Source organism: Congregibacter sp., from assembly GCF_047617445.1.
Lineage (GTDB): Bacteria > Pseudomonadota > Gammaproteobacteria > Pseudomonadales > Halieaceae > Congregibacter.
The window spans coordinates 1-21992 of the sequence record NZ_JBLGBE010000057.1 but is presented as its reverse complement, the minus strand read 5'-3'; the positions used below and the strand labels follow the sequence as shown (position 1 = coordinate 21992).

General features: G+C 56.2%; 20 protein-coding genes. 16 read left to right on the top strand and 4 right to left on the bottom strand.

What is annotated here, in order from left to right; translation table 11 throughout:
- The coding region (locus ACI9KD_RS12570; RefSeq protein WP_414981519.1) for a pyridoxal 5'-phosphate synthase at nt 1–371 on the top strand (371 nt) is incomplete at its 5' end.
- A 10-nt stretch (nt 372–381) separates the two neighbouring features.
- Here ACI9KD_RS12570 and ACI9KD_RS12565 read toward each other — a convergent pair.
- Complete coding sequence (locus ACI9KD_RS12565; RefSeq protein ID WP_414981518.1) at nt 382–1668, bottom strand: CinA family nicotinamide mononucleotide deamidase-related protein; 1287 nt, start codon at nt 1666–1668, stop codon at nt 382–384.
- A gap of 165 nt (nt 1669–1833) precedes the next feature.
- Between ACI9KD_RS12565 and ACI9KD_RS12560 the strand changes: the two genes are divergently transcribed.
- The 4 genes from ACI9KD_RS12560 to asnS all read left to right on the top strand — a co-directional run bounded on the left by ACI9KD_RS12560 (nt 1834) and on the right by asnS (nt 5946).
- The gene (locus ACI9KD_RS12560) at nt 1834–2616 is read left to right on the top strand and encodes a ParA family protein (RefSeq protein ID WP_414981517.1); all 783 of its coding nucleotides are present in this window, start codon (nt 1834–1836) and stop codon (nt 2614–2616) included.
- 170 nt (nt 2617–2786) lie between these two features.
- Nucleotides 2787–3260 (top strand): GAF domain-containing protein, encoded by a 474-nt coding sequence (locus ACI9KD_RS12555; protein WP_414981522.1) that lies wholly within the window; start codon nt 2787–2789, stop codon nt 3258–3260.
- Nucleotides 3261–3321: 61 nt separating this feature from the next.
- The gene (locus tag ACI9KD_RS12550; RefSeq protein ID WP_414981516.1) at nt 3322–4479 is read left to right on the top strand and encodes a transglutaminase domain-containing protein; all 1158 of its coding nucleotides are present in this window, start codon (nt 3322–3324) and stop codon (nt 4477–4479) included.
- 69 nt (nt 4480–4548) lie between these two features.
- A complete protein-coding gene (gene asnS / locus ACI9KD_RS12545) occupies nt 4549–5946 on the top strand; it encodes an asparagine--tRNA ligase (protein ID WP_414981515.1) in 1398 nt (465 codons plus the stop codon).
- Nucleotides 5947–6015: 69 nt separating this feature from the next.
- Here asnS and ACI9KD_RS12540 read toward each other — a convergent pair whose 3' ends face one another.
- Nucleotides 6016–8010, bottom strand: coding sequence for a VacB/RNase II family 3'-5' exoribonuclease (locus ACI9KD_RS12540; protein ID WP_414981514.1), 1995 nt, complete (start codon nt 8008–8010; stop codon nt 6016–6018).
- Nucleotides 8011–8615: 605 nt separating this feature from the next.
- Between ACI9KD_RS12540 and ACI9KD_RS12535 the strand changes: the two genes are divergently transcribed.
- Both ACI9KD_RS12535 and asd read left to right on the top strand, forming a co-directional pair.
- On the top strand, nt 8616–10049 hold the full coding sequence (locus tag ACI9KD_RS12535) for a PhoH family protein (RefSeq protein ID WP_414981513.1): 1434 nt from the start codon (nt 8616–8618) through the stop codon (nt 10047–10049).
- 6 nt (nt 10050–10055) lie between these two features.
- The gene (gene asd / locus ACI9KD_RS12530) at nt 10056–10898 is read left to right on the top strand and encodes an archaetidylserine decarboxylase (protein WP_414981512.1); all 843 of its coding nucleotides are present in this window, start codon (nt 10056–10058) and stop codon (nt 10896–10898) included.
- 83 nt (nt 10899–10981) lie between these two features.
- Here asd and rsgA read toward each other — a convergent pair whose 3' ends face one another.
- A complete protein-coding gene (rsgA, locus tag ACI9KD_RS12525; RefSeq protein WP_414981511.1) occupies nt 10982–12001 on the bottom strand; it encodes a small ribosomal subunit biogenesis GTPase RsgA in 1020 nt (339 codons plus the stop codon).
- Between the two features lie 77 nt (nt 12002–12078).
- Between rsgA and orn the strand changes: the two genes are divergently transcribed.
- On the top strand, nt 12079–12633 hold the full coding sequence (orn, locus tag ACI9KD_RS12520) for an oligoribonuclease (RefSeq protein WP_414981521.1): 555 nt from the start codon (nt 12079–12081) through the stop codon (nt 12631–12633).
- Nucleotides 12634–12649: 16 nt separating this feature from the next.
- Here the strand turns inward: orn and queG are convergent, their stop codons facing one another.
- The gene (queG, locus tag ACI9KD_RS12515) at nt 12650–13720 is read right to left on the bottom strand and encodes a tRNA epoxyqueuosine(34) reductase QueG (RefSeq protein WP_414981510.1); all 1071 of its coding nucleotides are present in this window, start codon (nt 13718–13720) and stop codon (nt 12650–12652) included.
- A gap of 89 nt (nt 13721–13809) precedes the next feature.
- Here queG and ACI9KD_RS12510 point away from each other — a divergent pair, with 89 nt between their 5' ends.
- The 8 genes from ACI9KD_RS12510 to ACI9KD_RS12475 all read left to right on the top strand — a co-directional run.
- Entirely contained in the window at nt 13810–15291 is a 1482-nt protein-coding gene (locus ACI9KD_RS12510; RefSeq protein WP_414981509.1) for an NAD(P)H-hydrate dehydratase, read from the top strand.
- Entirely contained in the window at nt 15288–15788 is a 501-nt protein-coding gene (gene tsaE, locus ACI9KD_RS12505; RefSeq protein ID WP_414981508.1) for a tRNA (adenosine(37)-N6)-threonylcarbamoyltransferase complex ATPase subunit type 1 TsaE, read from the top strand. Before ACI9KD_RS12510 ends, tsaE begins: the two co-directional genes overlap by 4 nt.
- A gap of 100 nt (nt 15789–15888) precedes the next feature.
- On the top strand, nt 15889–17148 hold the full coding sequence (locus ACI9KD_RS12500; protein WP_414981507.1) for an N-acetylmuramoyl-L-alanine amidase: 1260 nt from the start codon (nt 15889–15891) through the stop codon (nt 17146–17148).
- 22 nt (nt 17149–17170) lie between these two features.
- On the top strand, nt 17171–19045 hold the full coding sequence (mutL, locus tag ACI9KD_RS12495) for a DNA mismatch repair endonuclease MutL (RefSeq protein WP_414981506.1): 1875 nt from the start codon (nt 17171–17173) through the stop codon (nt 19043–19045).
- Between the two features lies 1 nt (nt 19046).
- The gene (miaA, locus tag ACI9KD_RS12490; protein WP_414981505.1) at nt 19047–20018 is read left to right on the top strand and encodes a tRNA (adenosine(37)-N6)-dimethylallyltransferase MiaA; all 972 of its coding nucleotides are present in this window, start codon (nt 19047–19049) and stop codon (nt 20016–20018) included.
- Between the two features lie 141 nt (nt 20019–20159).
- Nucleotides 20160–20408 carry an RNA chaperone Hfq gene (gene hfq, locus ACI9KD_RS12485; RefSeq protein ID WP_414981504.1) on the top strand — a complete coding sequence of 83 codons (249 nt, stop codon included), beginning with the start codon at nt 20160–20162 and terminating at the stop codon, nt 20406–20408.
- Nucleotides 20409–20482: 74 nt separating this feature from the next.
- On the top strand, nt 20483–21745 hold the full coding sequence (hflX, locus tag ACI9KD_RS12480; RefSeq protein WP_414981503.1) for a ribosome rescue GTPase HflX: 1263 nt from the start codon (nt 20483–20485) through the stop codon (nt 21743–21745).
- Between the two features lie 85 nt (nt 21746–21830).
- A partial coding sequence (locus ACI9KD_RS12475) for a protease modulator HflK N-terminal domain-containing protein (RefSeq protein WP_414981520.1) occupies nt 21831–21992 on the top strand: 162 nt, incomplete at its 3' end.

The window sequence follows — 21992 nt, the reverse complement described above, 5'->3', positions numbered from 1 at the left end:
AGGTTTCACTGCTGTTTCCCTGGAACGAGCTTGATCGACAGGTGATTGTCGGTGGTACTGCAAAGCGCATGAGTCTTGCGGAGTCGGCGACCTATTTTCTCTCCCGGCCCCGGGAGAGCCAGATTGCCGCCTGGGCTTCGCGTCAGAGTCGGCCAATCGCCAAGCGTGCGCTATTGGAAGAAGAGGTGCGCAAGCTCCGGCAAAAGTTTGCGGATGGTGACGTGCCGGTGCCGGATTTTTGGGGCGGGTACCGTGTTCAGCCCGAGCGCATAGAGTTCTGGCAGGGCGGTGAACATCGCTTGCATGATCGTTTTCGCTACCTGCGGGATGATGCCGCGGGTACTTGGGACTTGTCGCAGCTGCAGCCCTAGTGCTGTGCGCCTAGCGCAGGCGCCGTTGATCAAAGTAGCTGGATTGTTTGTCGATCCCCGCAAGTCGGCGACGCAGTACGTCCAGTGCGGCCGCGGCCACCATTGTTTGAAAAAGCACTCTCTCTACAGGCCAGCATAGGCAAACCGTGTCGACATTCTGGCGGTCCCCCCAAGCTAACCATACGGTGCCCACCGGCTTGCCGTCACTGCCGCCATCGGGCCCGGCGATACCCGAAACCGCTACCGCCAGATCAGCGCCGGACGCATCAAGGGCGCCGATGACCATCTCTTTTACGGTGGCTTCGCTCACCGCGCCCTGAGACTCAAGGGTGGTCGCCTGTACGCCGAGCACGGACTGTTTGAGAGAATTGGAGTAGGTGACGAATCCCCCGGGAAATACATCCGAAGCCCCGGCGATCTGAGTGAGCATCGAAGCGATCATTCCGCCGGTACAGGACTCTGCGCAGCTGATGGTGACACCGGACTCTCTGGCTAAATTAATAACCGCTTCGGCGATGCGCGTATCGCCTTCTCCGATGATGTGATCACCAAATAGAGTGTCCAGCCACTCGCGACAGCGGTCGCGCAGGGGGATGTCTTCGACCCGCCGGACACTCAATTTGATTTCCAGTTGTGGTGCTCCGGCACGAAAGCTCAGAATGACTTCGCCTGGCCAGTCCGGGTGGTTGTCCATGACTAGCTGTTGCGCTGTGGATTCGCCCAGGCCGAAGGTTTGGAGGCGCAGCACGTCTTTTTGCAGAGTGATTCCAAAGCGCGCGCGGAGACGCTCAAGAATGATCGGCAGCATCGCACGCAGCTCTCCGGGCACGCCGGGCGTACACAGCACGAGGCAGTTGTTGAGAAGCAGTGAAAACCCGACGGCACTGCCCACGGGATTGGGTATCAGGGTGCAGCCATTGGGGAGCATGGCCTGCTTGCGATTTGCGGCGTTAAGTACAAGGCGACGCTTGTCGCACCACTGCTTAAGGTGGCTTAGCGCATCGGGATGCTCGCACAGTCCGCTGCCTGCGACCTCGGCCAGTACTGCGGCCGTTAAGTCGTCGATGGTTGGCCCTAGCCCGCCATTGATGATGAGTACGTCTGCGTTCGCACAAAGGGCTTCAATTTCCTGCGCAAGGGCGCCGCGATCATCGCCAAGAGTCACCCGTCTGCACGGCGTGAGCCCCAGTCCCGCTAGCTCCCTGGCGATCATTGCTGAATTGGAGTCGACGGTGTCCCCGCTCATCAACTCGTCACCGGTTAGCAGTAACTGAACGCGGGGTATGTCAGTGCTCATTGTGGTCTCCAGCAAGAATGTTCGTACGCGGCGGGAAAATAGCACAATGGCTACCAACCGACCTCGGATTTGTACTCATAAGCGCGTTCTTACAGCTGACAGTGTGCCCGGGCTTGGCTACACTCCCTGCCCTGTGCCGGGCATGTGTTCGAGCGGGAGTTTGTCATGAAGCGTGTGGTGTTTAATCAGAAGGGTGGCGTGGGTAAAACCAGCATTACCTGCAATCTTGCCGCCATCGATGCGAGTCTGGGTCGTAAAACACTGGTTATTGACCTGGATGTGCAGGGTAATACCACGCATTACCTGGTGGGCGAAATCGACGCTGAGGCTTTTCCCGCCGAAGCTCAGGGCGTGTCCGGCCTGTTTAAGCAAACGGTGGGGTCTCGGCGTATGAGTCGCAACCCCGATGCCTTTGTTTGGGAGACCCCCTACGAAAACTTGTTTCTCATGCCTTCCAGTCCCCTGCTGTCTGAGCTGGAGCGTGAGCTCGAGGCGCGGTATAAGATCTACAAGCTCCGTGATGCGCTTCTCAAGCTTGAAGATGAGTATGATCGCATCTACATCGATACTCCGCCCAATTTCAATTTTTACTCAAAATCGGCGCTGATCGCTGCAAATAGCGTCTTGATACCCTTTGATTGCGATAGTTTTGCTCGACAAAGTCTGTATGCGCTGATGGATAACATTGCTGAACTGCGGGAGGATCACAATGGTGAGCTCGCGGTGGAAGGTATCGTGATTAACCAGTTCAATAGCCAGGCAAGATTACCCGGTGAGTTGGTTGCAGAGCTTGAAGCCGAGGGATATCCGGTGATCAGCTGCTTCCTCAACAGCTCGGTCAAAATGAAAGAGTCGCATTACCTGCATCGACCGCTTATTGATCTGGCCCCCTCGCACAAACTCACGCAGCAGTATGTGGCTTTGCATGCGGCTCTTGATAAAGGCTAGCTCGAAGCGGCTGCTTGGATGCTGTTGAGCGCTAAGGAGCTCTTCAGGCCTGGTTGTGCGCCCTGCGCCGAGGTTTGAGGCGCGTCATCGCGGCAAATCGGTAACTTGGTGTTCGGGGCAGGGTGTACCATACTCAAAGTATGAACGATGCCGCCGCTATTGACGCGAACATGGACACGGATCCGCGTCTGTCCCTCTTGGAAGCCCGTCAACAACTGGCTGGTCTTCTGTCGGGCGAACAGGATCTGATTGCCAACGCGGCCAACACGGCTGCGTTTCTTAACACTCTGTTACCTGACATCAACTGGATCGGCTTTTACGTGCTTCAGGGCGATCAGCTGGTGCTGGGCCCTTTTCAGGGAGAGCCCGCTTGCGTTCGGATTCCGGTGGGGCGGGGGGTATGTGGCACCTGTGTGGCCTCCGGTGACACGCAGCGTATCGATGATGTTCATGCTTTTCCGGGTCATATTGCTTGCGATGTTCGTTCGCGATCTGAGCTGGTCGTCCCCGTGCGGGCGCAAGGGGTAGTCGTCGCTGTTTTGGATGTCGACAGTCCATCCATCGCGCGTTTTAGCGTTGATGATCAGAATTACGTCGAGGCGTTGGTCGATGAATTCACTAAACACCAATTTGCGCAGGGCTAATATTCGTTTAGTTGTCCCCGCCCTCTTGAGGGGCGTTACACGCACAAAACGTCGAGTCAAAATGCTGGCTCGATTGGCCATTACGATCGCCATAGCGGTTGTGCTGGGTGCATGTGCCAATACCCCTGATTGGGCCTTTGACATTCGCGACGTTCCTCCTTTGAAGCTGGACGGTCGTATCTACAGTTATGACCCCCAGAGCCCGGACTTGCGTGATCCCGAAATCTTGATGGTCACGCAGGAGATGCGCGATTTCGTGGAGCTGTACACGGGGGACGCTAATAATTCACACAACAAACTTATGGCACTGCACCGCGCTATTAAGGGGCAGGGTGCTTTAGCCATGCATTACGACCCCTTCGCGGATGGTACGGCTCGCGATGCGTTTACCCGGGGCAGTGCTAATTGTCTTAGCTATGCACATTTGTTTACCGCTTTGGCGAGAGAGGCGGGGCTCAACGCGCAATATCAATGGTTGGAGGTGCGCCCGGAGTGGCACCGTATGGGTGACCGGGTTGCCGTACAATTACATGTAAATGTGCAGGTGAAAATGCGCGACTCGACAGAGTATATGGTCGATATCGATCCCTTAACTCGCTCTGAGGTGGCGGGCACACGACTTATGCGTGATGAAGAAGGCTTTGCCCTGTATTACAACAATCTCGCTATGAATGCGCTTTCTGTGGACCGACCGGTGCAGGCTTGGCAGCAGCTGGTGCGCGGGCTCGAAGAGGCGCCGGGATTTTCACAGTTGTGGGTCAATCTGGGGGCTATCTATCGGTACGCAGGCCAGTATGCGGAGGCAGAGCAAGCCTATTTTCACGCCTTGGAGATCGACGATGGTGACCGTTCGGCAATGAATAATCTGGTGGTCCTGTATGAGCTTCAGGGCCGTAACCATGAGCAGAGTTATTGGGAAGACCGTCTCGAGCGGTACCTCAACTTAAACCCTTACTATCACGCGAGCCTGGGTGATGCCGCCATGGACAAGGAAAATTGGCTTGCGGCTTATGAATACTATGAGCGTGCCACGACGCTGCAGCCCGATGACAGCCTGTTGATTTACAGTCAGGGCCTTGCAGCTCATGAGCTTGGAAACGACGACGAGGCCGAGCGTTTGATCTCCCGGGCGATAGAGAGAGCGTCTTTTCAGGTGGAAAAACGCCGCTACCGAATACAGTTGCGTATCATCCGGGAGGAGCAAGCGGCCGTGCTCTAATCCAGTCTTCGGCATGGCGGTTCTTGAGTACTTTGGTTATCCTCCGCGCCTTTGCGGCGGAGGCATAGCATGACAGCGTTTTCACGAGTTCTGGACTTATTGCGAACTGACCCCAGTGTTGGCGGTGAGGTGGCTGTGCGCGGCTGGCTGCGCAGCAAGCGTGACTCAAAGGCCGGTATATCTTTTCTGGCTATCCATGACGGCTCGTCGTTTGATGCGATTCAAGCAGTTGTGCCGGCGGATCTGGAGAATTACGAGAGTGAGGTTCTGCAGCTGACCACCGGCTGTTCTGTGGAGTTGCGGGGTACGCTGGTGCCTTCTCAAGGCAAGGGGCAGCAGGTGGAGATTCAGGCCAGCGAGCTCCGTGTGCTGGGTTGGATAGACGATCCCGAGACGTACCCGATCGCCAAGAAGCGGCACACCTTTGAGTATTTGCGAACACAGGCTCACCTACGTCCGCGTACAAATACCTTTGGCGCCATTACTCGGGTGCGACATAGCCTCGCGAATGCTATTCACAGCTATTTTCATGACAATGGTTTTTACTGGGTGAACACTCCAATCATCACCGGTAGCGATTGCGAGGGAGCGGGTGAACTCTTCCGGGTCAGTACGCTGGATATGAGCAATATCCCTCGAACCGCCGAGGGCGGCGTGGATTATGCGCAGGACTTTTTTGGTGGTGATGCCTACCTTACAGTGAGCGGCCAATTGGCGGTGGAGTCGTATTGTCTATCTATGGGCAAGGTCTACACCTTTGGTCCTACGTTTCGCGCTGAAAACAGCAATACGAGCCGTCATCTCGCGGAATTCTGGATGATTGAGCCCGAGGTGGCTTTTGCTGACCTGGCGGATAACGCGGATCTGGCAGAGTCTTTGCTCAAGCATGTCTTCAACCGAGTGTTAAATGACTGCGAAGACGATTTGGCTTTTTTCAATCAGCGCATCGACGATACGGTGCTGTCGCGTCTTACCGCGATGGTTGACCAGAGCTTTGAACGCATGGATTACAGCGATGCGATCAAGATCTTGAAAGCCAGTGGTCAGAAATTTGAGTATCCCGTGGAGTGGGGCGTTGATCTGGCGAGCGAGCACGAGCGTTTTCTCTGCGAACAGCATGTGGGGCGTCCGGTGGTTCTGATGAACTACCCCCGGGAGATCAAGGCGTTTTACATGCGCTTGAACGACGATGAAAAGACCGTTGCCGCAATGGATGTACTGGCACCGGGTATCGGTGAAATCATTGGCGGTAGCCAGCGCGAAGAGCGACTTGATGTGCTGGATGCGCGTATGGATCCTCAGCTCCGCGATGAGCTCTGGTGGTACCGGGATTTGCGCCGCTACGGGACTGTCCCCCACGCGGGCTTTGGCTTGGGTTTCGAGCGGCTCATTAACTATGTCACGGGCATGGAGAATGTCCGGGATGCGATTCCGTTTCCGCGTACGCCCGGTAACGCACACTTTTAGCACTCAGGTATTGCCTTGCTCAGGTCTTAGGTGTCGCGTCTGCTTGCAGCGCTGGTGCTGAGTGATTGCTTACTGGGTCGCTGTCTCACTGACTGGGGCAGGATTTTCAAGCTTTCGCCCAGAGTTTGCATCAAGCTTAAACAGTGGCAGATGCGCGGTTTCTTCATCGGCACCCGTCAGCGTAACGGCTACGGGTGTATTAACTCTGAAGTGTCGATTTTTACTCTTTTGCGTCGCGGTCCATTTATCAAAGTTAAACTTCTCGCCGGCTTTGCGTAGGTCGACATATCCTTCTAGTCCGCTATCGTCCAGGCGGACATGGAAGCCATGGTTACCCATATGCGAGACGTGCGCGGCCCAGGGGCCCGGCGCAGATTTGGCCTTACGCTGGAGGTATTCGAGCGTCAGCCAGCGCTCTGCTTCGTTACTGATCTGACGCAGTTTTTGCAGCTTCTGGTTAAGTTTGTCGAGTTCTGGTTGCTCACAAATGGCTGCGGTTTCACCGCGCAAGGTCGCTTTGATCTGTAGGTGAACCAGAAAATCCAGATACTTGCGTAAGGGCGATGTGCAATTGGTGTAAAGGGGTAGAGACATGCCCATATGCGCGCCGGGGTTTTTTGATAGCCGGGCTCGAGTGAGTAAGCGATTAACCATGCTGCGAAGAGGCAACTCATGATCGCTCGCGGCAAGCTGGCGCAGCAGATCGCGGTAACCCTCCAGGGAGTCCGGGTCCAGGGTCTCAGCATCGGACAGATAGAGCTCTAGAAACTTCTGGCGATCCTTCAGGCGATCCCTGCGAAAGCCATCATGCACGACGAAGGGACCGCTGGCGCCAGCTTCTGCAAGCAGTGCTGCAGCGCAGCGATTGGTCGCGACCATGCATTCTTCGACCAAACGTTGGGAACTCAACTTCTCGCAAGGTTCGATGTTTTCGATTTTCCCCTGGTCATTTAGCAGCCAGCGAAACTCCTGGCGATCTTCCATAACCAACTCATTGGCCTCGCGTTTCCCTCGGAGTGCTTTGGATACCTGATAGAGCGCCTCGAGCGGGGTGGCGTGACAAATCAGCGACTCATCGTGACCACTGAGGTATCGATCAACCGCAAAGTAGGACAGTTTGGCCCGGGACCGGATTTTTGCCTCAAAGAATTTGTATTCCCCAACGCTGCCATCCTCCGCAATTGCAACCCGGCAAACCAGGGCAGGTCGCAGTTCGTTCTCGGTGAGCGCGCAGCGTTGCTGAGAGATACTCTCGGGCAGCATGGGCACAACAGCTCCATGGAAATACGCGCTGCTCGCTCGAGCAGCGACGGTCGCTCTTAAGGGTGAGTCCGCGCCGACATAGGAAGTAGGGTCAGCGATGGCCACATAAAGAAGCCATCCATCGCTGGTGACTTCGGCATAGAGCGCATCATCAATGTCTTGCGTTCGGGCGGCATCGATCGTCACAAACGCAAGATCAGAGAAGTCTTCTCGCCCCGGGTCATTCTCCGGATTCAAGGTGGCTATGACTTCTTTAAGTTGCTGTTTGTCAGTATCGGACCATTCACTTTCAAGGCCGTATTTGGCCATGGTGTAAATGTTCTCAATGCCAGGGTCGTCCGCCGCACCAATTGTTGCCAGCACCTTGGCCTGCGGTTTGCCATCGCGAATAGGATGTCGAAGCAGCGCACAGCGAAGATAGTCGCCTGACTTGGCGCCGTTCCTAGCCTGAGTCGGTAGAAATAACCATCGGCTCATGCCGGGAATATCAGGTTCGACGAACATCGCCTTTCCCTTGCTCACGCAGCGACCGGTAAATTCGGCGATGGAACTTTCTACGAGCCCTTCGATTTCGGCGATGGGCCGTTTGTCTTTGCCGGGGCGTAGACAGACTCGCACACGGTCCCCGGGAAATGCCTTAAGCATTTCATCCGGTGGAACAAAGACTTCGCGTCCGTCGTCGGTGCGGGCGAATCCGTAGCGCGCAGGGGTTCCCCGAAGCACAGCTTCGGTGCGCTCCTTCTCGGATTCGATCTGAGTTTTAAGCCCTCGTAGCTGGGCAAGGGCATCTAGGTCTAACATCGGGAAGCTATGGCTGGCCTGCATGCATCAAAGGGGCGCTATGCTAGCGGAAATGCCCGCAGGTGTCAGTGTGAAAGCTGTTTAAGTGACGTGTGAAATGAATTTGGCCGATACCGCCGCAGACAACTCTAGTTTGGCGCGTGGGTTGACCGTAGCACGCAGTAAGCTGTGGTGCATCGCGATAAATTCAGTAAATCAATAGATGGTCGTTGACAGTGTTTGCAGCCCGGGCTAATAATCGGGTGGTTTTCCAGCTTCAGGTGGACGCAGCGATCTCCCCAGCCTTAGATGGTGGTCAGCTAAACACCGGGCGCATAGCCCAGCGTGTTTTTGGTACTGAAGGCACCCAAAGAGTGTCTGGAGCCCTTGTCGCCGTTATAGTCCGCATCCTCCCTTGCCAAATGAATTTACAAGCAGCCGAGCTTGGCACTGCCCCTGGGCCTGCTGAGCCTGTAAAGCGGCCTTGCGATCCAAGTACTCGCACAGCCGTAGCGGTCGCAAGAACGGCCACCACAGCCACCGTGTTGCCGCATACATACCCTGTTTTACGCCCTTCATATCAACCGATATGACTCTCTTTGATAGCCCGTTCTGAGGAATTGCTTATGGAATCCCGCTCCAATGTGCACGACCTGACACCGCTCGTGGAACCGGCCAAGAAAGTGTACGTGTTGGATACCAACGTGCTCTTACATGATCCGACGGCAGTGACGGCGTTCAACGAACACCACATCGTCATTCCCATGACCGTATTAGAAGAGTTGGATCATATTAAAGATCGTCGAGACAAAACGGTGAGCCGCGAGGCGCGTATCGCTATCAATATCATCGACAAGATTGTCGATACGGCATCACCGCAAGCGATTCAAGAAGGTGTGGGTATTCCTTCTGCTGACGCCGGTGGCACTCGCGGAACGCTGGCGATTTACCCGGATCAGCTTATTAAGGATGACAGCGAAATACCGTACTTGGATGGGACTCCGGATCAGGCCAACGACAATCGGATTATCAATGTCGCCCTGAAGTTGCAGGCAGAGAATGAGGGGTCTTTTGTTTGTCTGGTCACCAAAGATATCAATATGCGAATCAAGGCCAAAGGGTCTGGCCTGCGTCACGTTGAAGACTATCGTCGCGATCGCGTTCTTGATGACATCGATCTGCTTTGTAAGGGGTATGAGCACATCGAGGGCGATTTCTGGGCAGGGATCACTGAGGTGGATACGATCCGCGAAGATAACCTAACGCTGCATCGTGTACCCAGAGACTCGGTGCTTGACGCCTTTCCCAACATGTTTCTGTACGACGACCGTGATTTTATCGCTTTTGTTCACCGTATGGACGCGGAGCATCTGTATCTGCGCTGCGATAGCCGGGACAATCTGATGAATCGTCGGTTTTGGGGGCTTTCACCCCGCAATCTCGAGCAGGCGATGGCGATGTCGCTGATCGCTAATAACGACGTTGATATGACGGTGATGACCGGCCCGGCGGGCTCCGGGAAAACACTGATCGCGCTAGCCTATGGTCTGCACGCCATCCTCGAAGAGGGGCGCTACAGCAAGCTTATCGTCGCGCGCTCAACGCCGCCCATTGCTGAGGATATTGGCTTTCTCCCGGGCACGGAGGAACAAAAAATGGCGCCCTGGCTCGCAGCCTTCGACGATAATTTGGAGATTCTTCACGGCTCAGATGAGTCCTGCACGGGCAGTATCGATTACGTAAAAGAGCGCGCCAACATTCAGTTTAAATCGCTGAACTTCATGCGCGGACGCTCGTTCAACAATGCGTACATCATTATCGATGAGGCGCAGGGCCTGACTCAGTTCCAGCTCAAATCGGTGATCAGTCGGGTAGGGGAGGATTCCAAGATAGTCGTGCTTGGCAATCTTGCGCAAATCGATAACAAGTACATTTCACCTTTGACGTCGGGACTGACTTATCTCGTGGAGCGGAGCAAATCGTACGACCATGCGGGTATCATGCACGTGAATGGCATTGTCAGATCTCGACTTGCCGCATTTGCCGAGGAGAACCTCTGACCTGCCGTGGACACATTCTTTATCTTGCTCCAGCGCTTGCTGCCCCAACATGCGCTGTCCCGACTCGTCGGCCGCGTTGCGGCTGCCCAAGGCCCCCGCTGGCTAAAAAACCGTGTGATACGCGCGTTTGTCAGTCACTACGGTGTTGAGCTTGCGGAAGCCGAACGACCTTTCCCTGAGGCCTACGAAAGCTTTAACGCGTTCTTTACCCGGGCTCTGAAGCCTGGCGTGCGCCCACTGTGCAGCAGCGGTATTGCTTGTCCTGCCGATGGTGCCGTGAGTGAAATAGGCGATATCGACGGCCAGAGAGTTATGCAGGCCAAGGGTCGCAGCTATTCCTTGGATGCCTTGCTTGCCGGGGATCAGCACCGCGTAGAGCAGTTTACTGGCGGCAGCTTTGCGACGATTTATCTGTCACCCAAAGATTATCACCGGGTACACATGCCTTTAGACGGGCAGTTACAGTCGAGCTGTTACGTTCCCGGGGACTTGTTTTCAGTTAACGGCACCACCGCGGCAGCGATCGACGGACTTTTTGCCCGCAATGAGCGACATATCAGCTACTTCGATACGCCCCGGGGGCCTATGGCTATGGTGTTGGTGGGTGCGATGATCGTAGCCGGCATCGAAACCGTCTGGGCGGGGCAGGTCGCACCGCGGCCTCGACGCATCGAACGCTGGGATCATGCGAGTAGCCCTGCTCCGGTATTACTTGGGCGTGGCAGCGAAATGGGACGATTTTTGCTCGGTTCGACGGTTATCTTACTTTTCCCCAAAGGCGTTGTGGCCTGGAACGAAGATTGTTTGCCGGGTGTAAGTGTGCGTATGGGGCAGCAGCTTTCTGCTTAATCGTCACAATGTTTTCTTGTTAGTTGTGACGCTCACACAAGAGGTCACGACGCGGTGAGCGAGGGCCCTCCGGCCTTCAACCCCTAGCCCTGTAGCTGCTGGTCCAGTGAAGCAATAATGCGGCGATAGCTGTCCAGCCGCGCCGGGTGAATAGCGCCGGTGTCTATAGCCTCGGTGAGCGCGCAGCCGGGCTCGCTTTGGTGGTGGCAGTCACGAAAACGGCAGTGGCCGATGCGATCGCTAAACTCCCGAAATCCGTTTTCGACCTCATCGCGACTCATGTGCCATAAACCAAACTCTCGAATACCTGGCGAGTCGATTAATGCGCCGCCGCCGGGGACGTCGAATAGACGGGCCGTAGTCGTGGTATGCCGGCCTTTTTGTTTATCCGGAGATAGCTCTGATACCCGTTGCTGCGCATCCGGGAGCAAGGCGTTCACGAGCGTGGTTTTGCCTACGCCAGATTGTCCGACGAGGATGCTGGTGTGTCCCGCCAGTAGCTGGGTGAGCTCTTCGATGGCGCCGAACTTGCCCTGTGCTCGAATCGTCGTGTAGCCCAGCGGGGCGTAAGGTTCCAGAAGAATATCCAGGGATTCTCTCAGAGCCCAGTCATCGAGCAAATCTGCCTTGTTGAGCAAAATGACCGCCTCTGCGCCAAGGTTTTCTGTAGCTACGAGGTAGCGGTCGATCAGTCCTCCGTGAGGCTCGGGGTATGGCGCAATAACGATGATCACTCGGTCAACGTTGGCTGCGACGCTGCGTAATTTACCGAACTTGTCAGGGCGTTGCAGCTCCGTGCTGCGCTCTTCCCGCGCCACGACTACGCCGGTTTCTTCGCCTGCACAAAAAATCACCTTATCTCCGGCAACCACAGAGCCCAGATGCGTTCTAAGGTGGCAGCGATGAACGGTCTGATCATCTCCCTCTATATCGGCTTGGGAGCCATAGCGGGCGATGACCCTCCCTCGCTGCTCGCCACCCAGCTGCCCCCCTGCGAGCGCTTCATCGCCCAGCGTGCCAGAACGCTCAGCGCGTTCGGCGCGCTCTTGCTGCTTGCGTTCGATGCGCCAGTTCTGGCGCCGATTTAGTTTTCGTTTGCTCACGTCTACATTATTGGGTGCTGCCGAGGGACTGTCGAGCGCGTGTTAAACTTCATTGCATTGAAATAGTGAGTTAAATGATGGTCGACAAACGAAATCTCATCTGGGTGGACTTGGAAATGACCGGTCTCGATCCCGACACAGATCGTGTGATCGAGATTGCGACAATCGTGACGGACAGTGACCTAAATACTCTTGCCGAGGGACCTGTAATCGCGATTCATCAGTCAGATGCGACGCTTGGGGCGATGGACGAGTGGAATACCACCCATCACGGTAACTCTGGTCTTTGCGATCGCGTGCGAGCCAGTACCATCGACGAGCAGGAGGCTGGACGACTGAGCATGGAGTTCCTGGAGTCCTGGGTGCCGACTGGGGCGTCCCCCATGTGTGGCAATAGCATTTGTCAGGACAGACGCTTTATGGCCCGACACCTGCCAGAACTGGAACGCTACTTTCACTACCGTAATCTTGATGTGAGCACCCTGAAAATCCTTGCCCAGCGCTGGAGACCCGATGTCGCCGCTAGTTTGCACAAGCGTGGCGTGCATTTGGCTCTGGAAGATATTCGCGACTCTATCGAGGAGCTGCGTCATTATCAGACGCATTTTTTGAATTGTGACCCGCCTAAATAAGCACTCAGTCTGACGATCACTCGGCGCCGTGGCGTTCTAGCGCCCACTGGACATGCTCCTGCACGAGTTCTGAAGGGAAGTCCTTACGTTGTCTAAGCGCGTCGATCACGGCTGTCGTGCTAGGCGCGTTCCCCAGCGCGATGGCAAGATTGCGCAGCCAGCGTTCGTAGCCGATCCGTCGCAAGGCGGAGCCCTCAGTGCGCGTGGCCCAGGTAGCTTCATCCCAGGCGAAAAGTTCGAGTAGTCCCTGGTCATCCAGAGAGTGTCGTGGCTGAAAATCCGGTTCTGCGCTGGGTGCTGCAAACTTGTTCCAGGGACAGACCAGCTGGCAGTCGTCACAACCGAAGATTCGGTTGCCCATCAATGGCCTCAGTTCAGGGTCAATACTCCCTTTGTGTTCTATGGTCAGGTAGGAGATACACCGCCTGGCATCCAAGACGAAGGGCTCAACAAATGCATTCGTGGGACAGATATCGATGCAGGCCTGGCAGCTGCCGCAATGCTTTGTGCTCTGGGGCGGGTCCGGTGGCAGCGGCAGGTCTGTGTAAATCTCGCCGAGGAAAAACCAGGAACCGGCTTCTTGACTGATCAACAGTGTGTTTTTGGCTATCCATCCAAGCCCTGCCCGCTCAGCCAGGGCGCGTTCCAGTACCGGAGCACTGTCTACAAAAGCGCGATAGTGGCCGCCTCCCATGCGTTGCTCAATGCGTTTTGCCAGCTGCGCGAGGCGTTTGCGGATCAGTTTGTGGTAATCGCGGCCGAGAGTGTAGCGCGCTATGTAGGCCTTGTTTGGGTCGCCCAAAACAGCAAAAGGCTCAGCGCCGTCGCTGAGGTAATCCATGCGCAGCGACAAGACCCGGCAGGTGCCGGGCACCAGTTCTTCCGGGCGTGAGCGCTTTGCGCCATGGCTGGCCATCCAATGCATCTCTCCGTGGTAACCCGCTGCGAGCCAGCGCTGCAGGTGATCCTCGTGCTCACTAAGGTCTATATCGCTGACACCGAGTTGCGAAAAGCCCAGTTCCCGCGCCCAGCCGCGAATTTCTTCCACGAGATCGCCGCCGTCGCTTGCAAGCGCTTTCTCATCCATCAGATTGCAGCCCTTTGGCCGCACTGACCGTATAATCGGCGTATGTATTTCGTTTCCATATTGATGATTGTGCCAGAGGCGTGTTCAAAATGAGCAGTATTTCGCCGGGACAGCTGTATACCGCTGAGCAAAGTCGTGCGATTGATCGTGAAGCGATCGATGTCCATGGGCTCCCGGGGCCGCTGCTGATGGCGCGGGCTGCGCGGGCGGCATTTGACCTTTTGATCGCGCGTCAGCCTGAACCAGAGTTGCTGCAAGTGTTGTGTGGCCCGGGTAACAACGGCGGGGACGGCCTTTTGCTGGCAATGCTGGCACGCGGGAGAGGCATCACTACGAAGGTTCTGCTAATCGACGGTGCGCCCCGAAGTAAGGATGCCGTTGCTGCCGCAGCCCGCGCGGAATCTGCCGGCGTGGTATTGGATGAATACAGGACCGATTGTTTGCTTGATCGTGGCGTTATTGTAGACGCCATGCTGGGTACGGGAATCAGTGGCGAGCTGCGCTCGGAGTACCGCGACGCTATTACTCGGGTAAATGCTATGCAGGCGCCGGTGTTGTCTATGGACGTTCCTTCAGGAATTGACAGCGACACAGGTGCTGTTTGCGGCGCTGCGGTGCGTGCATCCTGGACCATGAGCTTTATTACCGCTAAACGCGGTCTTTACACGGGGGCGGGCCCCGAATTTGCGGGGACATGTTTTTGTGATGACCTTGGTGTTCCCAGCGACGCATATACTGCGGCTGGTGACGCCTACGAGGTGCTTCAGCTGGACAGGGAGCTTAAGTCCCTACCCAGTCGTTTGCCCGGTGCTCATAAGGGCCATTTCGGACGCTGCTTGGTGATAGGCGGCGATCACGGTATGGGCGGGGCAATCATTCTTGCGGCGGAGGCTGCACTGCGCAGCGGCGTAGGCCTTGTGAGGGTGGCTACGCGAGAGGCTCATCTCGCAGCGTTATTGGCGCGCAGGCCCGAGGCCATGGCCACTGCCATTGATCATCGTAATGCTCTCATGCCACTCCTTGACTGGGCGGATGCGGTAATAGTCGGGCCAGGTCTTGGTCAGGACGTGTGGGGAGAACAATTACTGCACGCCTGTCTAGAAGTGGACAAGCCTTTGTTATTGGACGCTGATGCGCTCAACCTTCTGGCAACGCAGGGCGTGCAGCGTCTGCCTTCGGGTTCGGTGATTACACCGCATCCGGGAGAGGCAGCGCGTCTCTTGGACGTTGATGTCGGCGTCGTACAGAGCGATCGCTTTGCCGCGGCGCAGCAGCTTGTTAGCAGCTGGGGTGCTACGGTGATCCTAAAAGGCAACGGGAGCTTGCTTGTCGGCGCTAAGCGACATGCGCTTTGTGTGGACGGTAACCCTGGCATGGCCTCTGGGGGTATGGGCGATGTCTTGAGCGGCATTACCGGAGGACTGCTGGCTCAGGGGATGTCGGGTGAACACGCCGCTGCTTTGGCCACGGTGCTGCATGCTCAGGCCGGAGACAGGGCGGCGGCCGATATCGGGGAGCGGGCCTTATTGGCAGCTGACTTGATGCCCCGTATTGCGGAGCTGATAGAGTGAAGCCAGTCGTGTCGGAGGCATTGCGAATCGAGTTGGCTACCGAAGCCGAGATGGTGGATTTTGGGCGTACGCTGGCGGCGGAGATGTCCCCAGGTACTTCGCTGTATCTGCAGGGCGAGCTCGGTGCGGGTAAAACCACACTGACTCGGGGCGTCGCGCGAGGCCTGGGTCATGAGGGCGCGGTAAAAAGTCCCACGTATACCTTGGTGGAGCCCTATGTTGACTTGCAAAAACCGCTGTATCACTTCGACCTTTATCGCCTAGGTGACCCGGAAGAGCTGGAGTACATGGGGATCCGGGATTACTTTGATGCCGAGGCACTCGTGGTAGTGGAGTGGCCTGAGCGCGGGGGCAATTTTTTACCCGTCCCTGATCTGGAGATTAGACTCAGCGTCACGGCGACAGGACGCATTTTACAAATGACGTCGCACAGCGACATTGGCGCCGACTGTGTTGCGCGGCTGAACTCTAAGAGGGGCGAAGAGTCCCAGTCATGATTTAACTCGGGAGATCATCACCATTAACTGTAAGTACACAGGGAGATCCTTCCGCCACGCCTTTTTAGCGCTGGTGCTGCTCCTGTGTGCAAAGCCATCGGTGCTGCACGCCAATTCTGTGGAAGTGAAGGATCTGCGTTTGTGGCGGGCTCCAGATCACACGCGTTTGGTCTTGGATTTATCAGGCCCTGCCGAGCACCGTTTGCTCGAACTAGAAAATCCAAGACGCCTGGTAATCGATGTTACGGACGCACGGCTCATCGCCAGGATCGATAACCTTGAACTCGAGAACACACCGATCTCGGTGATCCGTAGTGGCGTTCGGGAAGGAGACGATTTACGCCTGGTACTGGATTTGCGAAAAGCCGTTCGGCCGCGCAGTTTTGCCCTAAAAGCCTCGGAGCGTGCGGATGATCGTCTGGTGATTGATCTGTACGATCTCGAGACAGAGGTCGCAGCGCCGCAGATTAAAAAGAGCGCTCGAAGTACTGATCGTAGGGACATCGTCATTGCCATCGATGCCGGGCACGGGGGCGAGGATCCCGGGGCGTCAGGGCCTGGTCGACTGCGAGAAAAGCAAGTGGTGCTGGAGATCGCAAAGGAGCTGCATAGTCTTTTTAAAGCAGACCCTGGCTTCGCACCAACGTTGATTCGCAGCGGTGACTATTATGTCAGTCTCAAGGGTCGTCGGGATCTTGCTCGAAAGCGGCAGGCGGACATGTTCGTCTCCGTGCATGCGGATGCTTTTCGCGATAAGCGCGCCCGGGGCGCTTCGGTCTATGCGCTCTCTACTCGCGGCGCCACCAGTACCACGGCCAGTTATCTTGCTCAGCGGGAAAACGCCGCTGACCTCCTCGGGGGTGTAAGCCTTGGTGACAAAGAGGACGCGCTGGCAATGACTCTGGCGGATCTTTCTATGACAGCGACCTTAGATAGCAGCTTGAATGTGGGCGCCAGCGTACTTGCCGAGATGAATCAATTCGCCCGGCTGCATAAAAAACAGGTAGAGCAGGCCGGGTTTGCAGTGCTCAAGTCGCCGGATGTGCCTTCGATATTGGTGGAGACCGGGTTTATCTCAAATCCCGAAGAGGCCAAAAAGCTCGCGACTGCCAGCTACCGGCAGCGCATGGCCAAGGCGATTCATACCGGGATTGTGCAATGGTTTCGAGCGCATCCGCCGCCGGGGTCGCTGCTGGCGCACCTGCGTGATGAAGGCCAGCGGGAGTACACCATTGTCGGCGGTGATACGCTTTCGGGTATTGCCCACCGCTTCAACGTCAGCGTTAATCTACTGTCGAACTACAATAACTTACGAAACAGCAAAATTCTCGTCGGCCAAACGCTACGCATTCCCAATTAGTTGAACAGAGCAGACAATTAATATGCCCGTTATAAAGCGCCTCCCCGCGCGCCTCGCTAACCAAATTGCCGCCGGGGAGGTGGTTGAGCGCCCAGCATCTGTGGTCAAGGAATTGCTCGAAAATAGCCTTGATGCGGGAGCCCAGCGCGTTGACATTGACATCGAGGCTGCGGGTACCAAGCTCATCCGTGTTCGGGATAATGGTTTTGGCATTAGCGCTGAAGACCTGCCACTGGCGCTGGATCGCCATGCGACCAGTAAGATTGCTTCTCTGGATGACCTTGAGCAGGTGGGCAGTTTTGGTTTTCGCGGGGAGGCCCTGGCCAGTATCGGCTCGGTGTCGCATCTGATCGTAACCAGTAATACCGCCGAGGCGGGCAGCAACGCTCAGTCTGCAAGCTGTTCCGGTCGGGATATGCAGGTCACGCTTAAACCTGCTGCTCACCCTCAAGGCACCACTGTCGAAGTGCGAGACCTCTTTTTTAACACACCTGCGCGGCGGAAGTTTCTGCGCACCGAGCGTACCGAATTCAATCACCTGGATCATGTGGTCAAGCGCCTGGCGTTGTCGCGCTTTGACGTGAGCTTTGGCTTACGTCACAACGGGCGTCAGTTGCAGGACCTGCGACGCTGCGAAGATGAAGCAGATCGATTGCGTCGGGTTGCCGTGCTTTGTGGGGCCGGCTTTGTGGAAAATGCGGTAGCAATCGATCGCGATGCCGGGGAACTGCGATTGCATGGATGGGTTGCGCAGCCGAGCTTTTCTCGAAGTCAGGCTGATTTGCAGCACTTTTATGTCAATGGACGCTATATTCGCGATAAGTTGGTGGCGCATGCGGTACGTCAAGCGTTTAGCGATGTTCTTTATCAGGGGCGACATCCTGCCTTTGTTTTATATCTGGAGCTGGACCCTGCGGAAGTGGATGTGAATGTTCATCCGACCAAGTATGAAGTTCGCTTTCGCGATGGGCGCAGTGTGCATAGCTTCGTATACAGCACCTTGCACAAGGCGCTTGCCGACATCCGACCCAGCGATACTTCTGTGCCGACGCAGCGTTCAACATCCCCTGTATCGGCGTCTGCAGGTCGCCTTGATTTGCTCACGGGAGAGCTTGTACGTCAGCGGGAGATGGGGCTGGTGGAGCCCGGTTCTGGAAGTGCCACCGTGTTTTCCGGTCATGGAAGTCGTGGTGACTTTCAGGCCGCCAGAGGGGCTGCGGCTAACTTCGACGGCGCGGCAGCTGCAAGTTACCAGCAGCTGTATGGATCTGCTGAGAGCCAGCAGGCTGTCGCCGAAGGTGATGCTGCCGACGTACCGCCGCTGGGTTACGCCCTGGCTCAGCTTCATGGCGTCTATATCCTTGCGCAAAATCGAGAGGGTTTGGTGTTGGTGGATATGCATGCAGCGCACGAGCGAATTACCTACGAGAGACTCAAACAGGCCAGGGATGAGCAGGGGATTCGCAGTCAGCCCCTGTTAGTTCCCCAGAGCGTGTCTGTGAGTAGTCGCGAAACAATCTTGGTGGAAGAGCATGCAAGTCTTTTCCAGAGTCTGGGGCTGGGAGTGGATATCGCCGGCGACGAAAGTCTGCTGATTCGAGAGATTCCGGTTTCGCTGCAAGGCGCTAATGTAGAGGAGCTTTTGCGCGACGTTTTAGCAGAGCTTCTTGAGTACGGTACCTCTGAACGCATATCCCGCCATGAAGACGAGCTGCTATCTACCATGGCCTGTCATGGCTCGGTGCGCGCGAATCGAAGGCTTACCGTGCCCGAGATGAACGCCTTGCTAAGGGACATGGAAATCACCGAACGCTCGGGTCAGTGTAACCATGGTCGGCCTACCTGGACGGCGTTGAGTGTGCAGGAATTGGACCGCCTGTTTCTTCGCGGACGCTAACTTGAACGCTCCTTTGCTGTGCATCATGGGGCCCACGGCTTCGGGTAAGACAAATCTCGCTATTACCCTTGCCGAAGCGCTGGATGGAGAGCTGATTAGCGTTGATTCCGCTTTGGTGTATCGGGGTCTTGATATTGGCAGTGCGAAGCCGCTTTATCCTCATCATTTGATGGATATCTGTGATCCCAGTGAGGCGTATTCAGCCGCACGTTTCGTAGAAGATGCGCGAAATGCCATTGACGCAGTGCGCAGTCGAGGTCGTCGCCCTATCCTGGTTGGCGGCACAATGCTCTACTACAGCGCGCTTTTGCAGGGGCTGGCGTCTATGCCAGGGGCCGACGGAGCTGTGCGGGACGAAATCGCGTCCATTGCAGCGCAGGATGGTTGGCCCGCCGTACATCGTGAGCTGGCGCAGGTTGACCCTGAGTCAGCGGCGCGTATACACCCTAATCATTCCCAGCGCTTGTCCCGAGCGCTGGAGGTATACCGACTAACGGGCAAGACCCTGACGTATTTCCACGACCAGGATCAAGCATCTCCCCCGTATATGGCGGATGCACTGGCCATTGCGATAGCGCCGGCGGAGCGGCAGGTACTGCATGCTCGTATAGAGACGCGGTTCCGTGAAATGATGAATTCTGGGTTTCTCGACGAAGTCCGAAGCCTGCGGGAACGTAAAGACCTGCATGCCGGCTTGCCCGCGATCCGCGCCGTAGGATACCGACAGCTATGGTCGTACCTCGATGGGGCGTGTTCCCTTGAGGACGCACAGGAGCGTGGAATCATTGCCACGAGGCAGCTTGCCAAGCGACAATTTACCTGGCTGCGCAAGTGGCCGGGCTTACGGTGGATACACACCGATGCCTCGGGCGTGGTTAGTCAGAGTGATTTGGCCGAAAATGACCTTATTATCGCCAAGAACACCGATCCATCAGATCTGCTCTTGAATTACCTAACGTATAACCCCATGTAGTAAGCTGTACGACAGTGTGTTGCGCCTAAGCCCCTTCCGGGGATAAATGCCCTTACACACACGACCCCAGGTCGTACTCTTGGTTTTTTTTGGCTCGACTTGAGCCCCAAACAGCCCCTGTGGCTAAAGGAGAATAGTGTCATGTCTAAAGGGCATACCCTACAAGACCCTTATCTGAACCTCTTACGTAAAGAGCGTGTTCCGGTATCTATCTATCTGGTTAATGGCATTAAGCTGCAAGGCCAGATCGAGTCTTTTGATCAATTTGTTGTTCTGCTGAAAAACACCGTCAGCCAGATGGTGTACAAGCACGCAATTTCTACTGTGGTTCCTGGGCGTGTGGTTCGCATGCCTATGGAGAACCCACCAGAGGAAGACGGTGAGAGCTAAGCCTTCGGCACAATGCAACGCCTTATCTCGCCGACCTCCGGTCGGTGAGATAGCTAAGACAAGCTGTAATCCCCATGTTTTTTGATAGGCCCGATAGCGGCGAACGCGCCGTGCTCGTTAATATCAGCCTGGATAATGATGGCGGCGGTATTGATCCGCGAGAGTTTGAGGCCTTGGTGATCTCTGCGGGCGGCGATCCTGTTGCGTTGGTAACCGGTCATCGAAGCACACCGAAGGCCCGGAGTTTTGTCGGCAGCGGCAAGCTGGAAGAAATTGGCGAGGTTCTCCTCGCCCAAGAGGCCTCTCTGGTGATTTTTAATCACAGTTTGAGTCCCAGTCAGGAGCGTAATATTGAGGCGCAGCTGAAGACGAGGGTCCTTGATCGAACGGGACTCATTCTGGATATATTTGCGCAGCGCGCGCGCACCCATGAAGGCAAGCTGCAGGTTGAGCTGGCTCAGTTGGGACATATGAGCACCCGCCTTGTGCGCGGATGGACGCACCTTGAACGCCAGAAGGGCGGTATCGGCATGCGGGGGCCTGGTGAGACCCAGCTGGAGACGGACCGTCGATTACTGCGGGCGCGTATCAAAGCTATTAGTGCGCGGCTGGATCGTGTTCGACGGCAACGAGGACAGGGTCGCAAGTCGCGACAGCGTGCAGAGCTATCAACCGTTGCGCTTGTGGGTTACACCAACGCTGGCAAGTCAACCTTGTTTAATACTCTAACTGGCTCAAAGGTGTATGCCGCTGACAAGTTGTTTGCAACGCTTGACCCCACGCTACGCCGATTAGAGGTGGATAATCTTGGGCCGGTGGTACTTGCGGACACAGTGGGTTTTATTGCCAGATTGCCTCATGGTCTAGTGGAGGCATTCAAGGCAACGCTTGAAGAAACTCGAGAGGCTGATCTCTTGCTGCATGTGGTTGACGCTGCGAGTGAAGACCGCGATGACAACCGCCGTGAGGTACACGCGGTGCTCGAGGAAATTGGCGCGGATAAGCGGCCGGTGCTGGAGATCTATAACAAGATCGACTTACTGGAAATGCAGCCGCGTATCGATCGTGATGATGAAGGCCGACCTTGCCGAGTGTGGGTCAGCGCTGAGAAGGGATTGGGTCTGGACCTGATTTTGGAGGCCCTGGCCGAACGACTGGGTGAAGATGTACTGGCACAGGACGTAGAACTGCGACCTGACCAGGCAAAGCTGCGCGCGGCGCTGTACGCGTTGGGTGCGGTGGAGCACGAAAAATTTGGCGACGATGGCAGCGCGCACCTTCAGGTGCGTTTGCCGCGTTCGGACTGGGAAAGATTGATTTCCCGGGATGGAGCCTAATCGCGGTAGCGAGTTTTCTAGTTAGCCGCATGGTTAGCTTGAGATTTTGCTAGAATGCCGCGCTTCCTGTTTGAGGAGATAGAGCATGGCCTGGAATGAACCGGGTGGCGGTAATAAGCCACGCGACCCTTGGGGTGGCGATAATCAAGGTCCTCCGGATCTTGATGAAGCCCTTAAGAAACTGCAGCAACGCCTGGGAGGCCTGTTTGGTGGGTCCAAAGGCGGCGGCGGCGGTGGTGGCGGCGGC